General features: G+C 47.9%; 6 protein-coding genes. 2 read left to right on the top strand and 4 right to left on the bottom strand.

Annotation, left to right across the window (positions count from 1 at the left end; translation table 11 throughout):
• The 3 genes from M3P05_RS18730 to rraA form a co-directional block, all read right to left on the bottom strand.
• Window positions 1–383 (bottom strand): hypothetical protein (locus M3P05_RS18730; protein ID WP_249701631.1); only part of this gene is annotated, 383 nt, incomplete at its 3' end.
• Window positions 384–445: 62 nt separating this feature from the next.
• Window positions 446–1,483, bottom strand: coding sequence for a hypothetical protein (locus M3P05_RS18725; RefSeq protein ID WP_249701630.1), 1,038 nt, complete (start codon window positions 1,481–1,483; stop codon window positions 446–448).
• Window positions 1,484–1,571: 88 nt separating this feature from the next.
• Window positions 1,572–2,051, bottom strand: coding sequence for a ribonuclease E activity regulator RraA (gene rraA / locus M3P05_RS18720; protein WP_249701629.1), 480 nt, complete (start codon window positions 2,049–2,051; stop codon window positions 1,572–1,574).
• 136 nt (window positions 2,052–2,187) lie between these two features.
• On the opposite strand from rraA, the gene M3P05_RS18715 reads away from it, so the two are divergent.
• Window positions 2,188–2,763, top strand: coding sequence for a hypothetical protein (locus tag M3P05_RS18715; RefSeq protein WP_249701627.1), 576 nt, complete (start codon window positions 2,188–2,190; stop codon window positions 2,761–2,763).
• A 31-nt stretch (window positions 2,764–2,794) separates the two neighbouring features.
• Here the strand turns inward: M3P05_RS18715 and ppsA are convergent, their stop codons facing one another.
• Window positions 2,795–5,167 (bottom strand): phosphoenolpyruvate synthase, encoded by a 2,373-nt coding sequence (ppsA, locus tag M3P05_RS18710; RefSeq protein WP_249701626.1) that lies wholly within the window; start codon window positions 5,165–5,167, stop codon window positions 2,795–2,797.
• 236 nt (window positions 5,168–5,403) lie between these two features.
• On the opposite strand from ppsA, the gene ppsR reads away from it, so the two are divergent.
• Window positions 5,404–6,234 (top strand): posphoenolpyruvate synthetase regulatory kinase/phosphorylase PpsR, encoded by an 831-nt coding sequence (gene ppsR / locus M3P05_RS18705; RefSeq protein WP_249701625.1) that lies wholly within the window; start codon window positions 5,404–5,406, stop codon window positions 6,232–6,234.
• Window positions 6,235–6,269: the final 35 nt, after the last annotated feature.

The following is a 6,269-nucleotide window of genomic DNA, read 5'->3' as shown; positions in this document are numbered from 1 at the left end:
GGTAAATCCTCTAACAGCTTAACCAGTTTATCAATATCGCCATCTTCAATCTTGCTTTGCAAGCTGATAAGTGCATCTCCGTACTGGCTCAGTTCAGGCTTTCTGGCGAGTTCAGCAAGCTCTGTAGACAGCGGAACAAGTACAGGTGTTTCTCTATCGATATCAGCAATAGCGTCATCGACATCTTTTGAGCTGACTTGTATGTCGCCACCTTCAATAAGCTGATTTAGCCAGGGATGTAGAGAACTCAGCCCAGGCTCTTCCCTTAAAGCTTCCAAAACTGCCAAGGTAAGCGAGCCATCCTGTGATGTGCCAATCGATTCCGTTTCAGAAAATTCGGAATCCCTATCCAATATTGAGTCGTTATCAAAGTCCGTGTTCATAACAGAGACACAGGCTTCCAACAGGCTATTGAGCCTGCCGACAGTTTCAGATAGCTCGTTTTCTATAGTATCGCTTTCTTTGTTAACTCCTGAGTAGCTTTCAGAAAAGACTCAACCTCAGGCTTTGGAATATCATTTAAAATGGCAACCAGAATTGGATCAATACCAGAAGAGGGGATTTCATCAGGTTGATTATCTATGATCTGCTTCAGATAAGGCTGAATTGACTCCAATTCCGGAGCAAACATAAGGGCTTCCAGTTCATCTGATTTTAGGGATTGACTGACAATGGAATCATTTGAAGATAAAATCTCCTCAAAAATTTGAGTCAATTCTTCCTCTGTATAAGTGCCTGCTTGATCCAGAGCTCTATCAATTTCTGACATTGTCAGACTTCTCTGCTCTACCTCTTCTTCACCCAGCAACTCTTGGAGCTCAGCAATTTCAGCCTGCGAGTGGAACTTGAATTCATCCGGAAATTCCTTAGCCAGCTCTTTTTCAGCCTCTTCCTCCAGTCGGCCCATCTCCTCCTCAGAGATTGATTGACTGTCATCCTGCTTAAGCATCGCTTGAAGCTCTTCCATAAGCTCATCTGCAATGGAGTCAGTCAGTGAAATCTGGCTTGTGGTATCATCATCAAAGTCATGTATATCCTGTTTGGCTTCGAGCATGGCCTTTTTTATCAGACTTTTGTTCTCAATAAATTTCTTAAGAGCCTTGTTGATCTTGCCTCTATCGTTGGCTGCCTGTTCATTAAATCCTTTAAGAATTCCAGCTTCCCCCTGCTCCTGCAGCATGGCAACAGCTGGGTTGAGATCATCCGGCAGAAACCACTCACCATCTTCGCCCTGAATATAATCAGATTTCTTCAATAAATACTGTTCGGAGAGATACTCCTGCTTGCGCAGCTGAACTTCTTTTTTATTCAACTCCTGAAATATTTCATCCAGTACACCATCAACCTCATTTTCTGCCTGAACTTTGGGAGTTGGCTTATGAGTCTTAACCTTGCGATCTTTCCAGGCATGATTGATTTTCTTGGCAAGTCGAAGCAGCGGGTTCTTTGCATGAGCAGATGATGATTGCGGACGTATTTTCACCGGAGCTATTTCCCCTGGCGCAGAGGCCAATTCCTTTTGGCTATATCACTAATCTAGTCTCTGTCTGAGGGAAATCTAACACTACCGCCTAGTCAAGGGGGGCTGGAGAGGCAACAACTCCATTATTATCAGCATATATATAGGAACCTGGAACAATAGTTACACCGTGAAAAGTAACCGGTATATTCACCTCACCAACACCCTTTTTGTCGGTTTTCATTGGGTGGGCTCCGAGGGCCTGAATTCCAAGATCAAGAGTGGCGAGCACATCAACATCCCTGACGCATCCATACATAATGATGCCTTCCCAGCCGTTGCGGACTGCTTTTTCTGCCAGCATATCTCCCAGGCAAGCTCGGCGCATGGACCCCCCGGCATCGACAACCATGACTTTGCCATGGCCTTTCTCTTCTACCAGTTCTTTAACCCGGGAATTATCTTCAAAGCATTTTACAGTCACAACCTGGCCACCAAAGGATGAGCGGTCGCCAAAATTTTTAAAGCCAGGTTCCAGAGCAACCACCTTGTTAGGGTGATCATCACAGAGATCGGGAGTAATGTAATTCATGAGTAGCCACACCTCTTATTCTTATTGGATCAGCAACACAGGAGATTATTCCATGAGTGACTCAATGAAACTATTCAAGAAAGGATGAAAAGCCGATTTTTCTTATACTAATGAGAAATAATCAGGGAAGAACGTTATGTCATCAGTTGAAGGTATTGAACCCGGAAGCTCCCCATCAGGAGCCGGAATAAATGTTGAGAACCAGATCCAGCGACTGCAGAACCTGATAGGCCACCATGGCGGGCGTTCAGTAACTCTACACCGCTCTGGCAAGAAAGAGTTTGGCCACCCTATCCCCAGGTTGAGTTATGCAGATAAGAAAGCCATTCGAAAGCAGATCAGAGAAGCCCGCAAGAATGAAAACAAGAACCAGGCTGAAGCTACCGCTCAAGCACCTAATGTAAAAGCCAATACCGGAAATATTTATGACATAGTGGTTGAAGTCGCCACATTGGCAGAGCAGATTGACGCCAATTATCAGCCGGAGCTGGCTCAAAACATGGCTCGTCTGCTTTCAAACCTGCTGAAGATGATTGATGAGTTTGAAGAGCGTGAAGCGGAACGCAAGGATGAAGAGCGGGAACAGGATCGGCGGGATCAAAAAATCAGAGAGCAGGAACGAGCCCAGAAAAAGCATGAAAACGAGATTGTCGAGAATAACCGCAGGGTTCAGGAGAAACTCGCTGAAAAAGCCAAAAAACAAGGGGACTGAATGTCCCCTTGTTCATTACTAACGCTCGTGATTATCCAATTTCTTGTTCGGCCAGATAGAACCAGGTTTCCATAACTGAGTCAGGGTTCAGAGAAACCGTATCAATCCCCTCCTCCATCAGCCAGCGTGCCAGGTCAGGGTGATCCGATGGTCCCTGTCCGCAGATACCAACATATTTGCCCTGTTTGCGGCAGGCCTGAATAGCCATGGAGAACAGTTTTTTGGTCGCTTCATTGCGCTCATCAAACAGATGGGCAATGACACCGGAGTCACGGTCCAGACCCAGGGTTAACTGGGTCATGTCATTGGAACCGATGGAGAAACCATCAAAGTATTCCAGGAAGTCTTCGGCCAGCAGTGCGTTTGCAGGCAGCTCACACATCATGATCAGGCGCAGACCATTCTCGCCACGACGCAGGCCATGTTGAGCCAGAAGATCTGAAACCTGACGGGCTTCACCCACAGTGCGCACGAATGGCACCATCAGTTCAACGTTGGTCAGCCCCATTTCGTCGCGAACACGCTTCATGGCGCGGCACTCAAGCTCGAAACAGTCCCGGAAACCTTCAGAGATATAACGGGATGCGCCCCTGAAGCCCAGCATTGGGTTCTCTTCTTCGGGTTCGTAGAGTCGGCCACCAATCAGGTTGGCATACTCGTTGGATTTGAAGTCAGAGAGGCGAACGATAACCTTGGCAGGATGGAAAGCTGCAGCAATTGTTGAAACACCTTCAACCAACTTGTCGACATAAAAATCAACCGGGCTGCTGTAGCCGGCCATACGCTTATCAACGCTGGCACGAATATCTGAAGGCAAATCACCGTAGTTCAGCAGAGCCTTGGGATGCACGCCGATCATGCGATTGATAATAAATTCCAGGCGGGCCAGACCAACACCACGGTTGGGAAGTGAAGCAAAGTCGAAAGCCCGGTCGGGGTTGCCGACGTTCATCATGATCTTGAACGGAAGTTCCGGCATGGAGTCAACAGAGTTGCTGCGAATGGTGAAATCCAGAAGGCCTTCATAGATAAAGCCGGTATCCCCTTCCGCGCAGGAAACGGTCACCTTGGAACCATCTTTAAGGATTTCAGTCGCATCGCCACAACCAACGACAGCAGGAATACCCAGCTCACGGGCAATAATGGCCGCATGACAGGTTCGACCACCACGGTTGGTCACGATAGCGGAAGCCCGCTTCATAATGGGCTCCCAGTCCGGATCGGTCATATCGGTGACCAGAATATCACCAGCCTGGACATGCTCCATCTCAGAAATACTGTCGATAATCTTGACCGTACCGCTGCCAATGCGCTGGCCGATACTGCGGCCTTCCACGAGAACCTTGCCTTTTTCTTTGAGAAGGTAGCGCTCCATAGTGCTGCCTTCGCTGCGGCTTTTCACGGTCTCTGGACGAGCCTGAACTATGTAAAGCTGACCATCATCACCATCTTTGGCCCACTCGATATCCATGGGGCAGCCATAGTGCTGCTCAATGATAATGGCCTGACGGGCCAGGTTCTCAACTTCTTCATCAGAAACAGAGAACTTGCGACGCTCATCTTCGCTGGTGTTCAGGGTCTCAACAGAGCGGCCTGCAGAGCCATGCTCGGTGTACACCATGCGCAGGGCTTTGCTGCCCAGGTTTCTTCGCAGCACCGCCGGACGGCCGGCTTCCAGTGTTGGCTTATGAACATAGAATTCATCAGGGTTTACCGCCCCCTGCACAACCATTTCACCCAGACCATAGGATGCTGTGATAAAGATGGCATCACGGAAACCGGACTCGGTATCAAGAGTAAACATAACACCGGATGATGCTGTTTCACTGCGCACCATCTTCTGAATACCGGCAGACAGAGCCACCTCACGGTGGTCAAAGCCCTGGTGAACCCGGTAGGAGATTGCCCTGTCATTAAACAGAGAGGCAAACACTTCCTTGATGGCAACCAGAACATTGTCATAGCCGCGAATATTCAGGAAGGTTTCCTGCTGGCCTGCAAAAGAGGCATCGGGTAGATCTTCAGCCGTTGCTGAAGAACGAACTGCGACAGCTAGATTTTCATTTCTACCCTTCAGGGCTTCCCAGGCTTCAGAGATAGCCTGTTCAAACCGTGGCTGAAACGGTTCATCAATAATCCACTGACGTATTTTTGCACCGGTCTCCGCCAGTGCTTTTACATCTTCTACATCCAGCTCATCAAGCAGAGTGTGAATACGGTCATTCAAACCACTCTGCTCAAGAAAATCGCGGTAAGCTACCGAAGTCGTAGCAAAACCACCCGGCACAGATACCCCTGCGCCAGCAAGGTTACTGATCATCTCTCCCAGTGAGGCATTCTTCCCACCAACCTGCTCAACATCATTTTTGCCAAGCTTCTCAAGACCGATTACATACGCTTCCAACGTGACCCCCTCCAAACAACCCCTGTATAGCGATTTGCGTATTGCAATAAACCGGGCAAACCACAAACACCGGCAACTCCGAACAGAGACGAACAGTATATACCGAAGCCTTACAGCAACAGAAAGATTTGCCAGTATGACTCCAGCATGTACTATACGTTGCCAACACTGAAGGTAAAGCACAATATGCAAAGTGTTAAGTGTTGTCACAATTACAATGAGCAGGAAAATCAAACATGACCGAACAATGTCCGCATCGCACCGTCTATTTTATTTCTGATGGTACCGGTATAACAGCGGAGTCATTCGGGCAAAGTCTGCTGGCTCAGTTTGAACATATTAAGTTTGATCACTTTACTCTTCCCTATATTGATACCGAAGGGAAGGCTTTCCAGGTTGTCGAAGAGCTGACAAAACTTCAGGACATGGGCAAGCGGCCTCTGGTTTTCAGTACGATTATTGATGAAACCATCAATCGCATCATCCGCAATGCTCCTGTTTACCGCATAGATATCTTTGATGCGTTTATGCCAGACCTGGAAAATGAGCTGAAACTGCACGCTATTCATCAGGTAGGTAAAAAACGTTCTATTACCTCTGGCCACAAATACAACCAGCGTATTGATGCTGTTCATTTTGCTCTCGACAATGATGACGGGGCCAAAACCCGCTTCTATAACCAGGCCGACATTATTATTGTCGGTGTATCCCGATGCGGGAAAACGCCAACCTGCATCTATATGGGCCTGCAGTTTGGTATTCGTGCTGCAAACTACCCGATCACTGAAGATGACGGGGATATGACTCGTATTCCCAAAGCGTTGCAGCCTTACAAGAATAAACTGTTTGGGTTAACCATCAGCCCGGAACGTCTTGCCGCCATTCGTGATGAGCGTCGGCCTAACAGTCGTTATTCTTCATCAAGGCAGTGTGTCCGGGAGCTTGAGGAAGTTGAGCTGATGTATGCCCAGCAAAATGTTCCTTACCTGGATACAACTCACTATTCCGTCGAAGAGATCTCTACGCGGATTATTGCCCAGATGGGTATTGAACGACGATTGAAATAGCCCCGGCTTACGAAGCTATTTCAATTTTGTGGGGG

Source organism: Parendozoicomonas callyspongiae (assembly GCF_023502345.1).
Classification (GTDB): Bacteria; Pseudomonadota; Gammaproteobacteria; order Pseudomonadales; family Endozoicomonadaceae; genus Sansalvadorimonas; species Sansalvadorimonas callyspongiae.
This window is presented reverse-complemented; position numbering and strand designations above follow the sequence as displayed.